The organism is Exiguobacterium sp. RIT594 (assembly GCF_003339585.1).
Taxonomy (GTDB): domain Bacteria; phylum Bacillota; class Bacilli; order Exiguobacteriales; family Exiguobacteriaceae; genus Exiguobacterium_A.
The window spans coordinates 1-430 of record NZ_QPKF01000020.1; the positions used below are offsets into that span (position 1 = coordinate 1).

The window sequence follows — 430 nt, forward strand, 5'->3', positions numbered from 1 at the left end:
CTACAGCCGCATGTATGATATCTCGAAAGCACTCTCAGTCGCGATCACAACACAAATGCCTGAGAAGTTCGACAACACGAAAGCGGACACAAAAGCAGCTGACCTCCGCTCAACACTCAACAGCCTCGCAGCTGAGCACGTTGCACTTGCCAACATCAGCATGACGGCGGGCGTCGATCAAGCGAAAGACTACGATGCAGCGAACTGGGCAGAAGACATGCACACAGCTGACTTCAAAGCGGCAATGAAATCCGTCTACGGTCAAGCGGGTGCGGATCAGTTCGAGCAAGTCTGGACAAAAAACCACATCGAAGCGCAAGCTAACCTTGTCACAGCAGCCATCAACGACGACAAGAAAATGATGGGCGACGCACAAGACATGCTCAAAATGTTCTCAAATGACTTCGGTGCATTCCTTGGCGCAGCAACA

General features: G+C 51.6%; 1 pseudogene. It reads left to right on the top strand.

From position 1 onward, the window contains the following. A pseudogene (locus tag DVG79_RS16000) lies at nucleotides 1-430 on the top strand (copper amine oxidase); the annotation flags it as partial.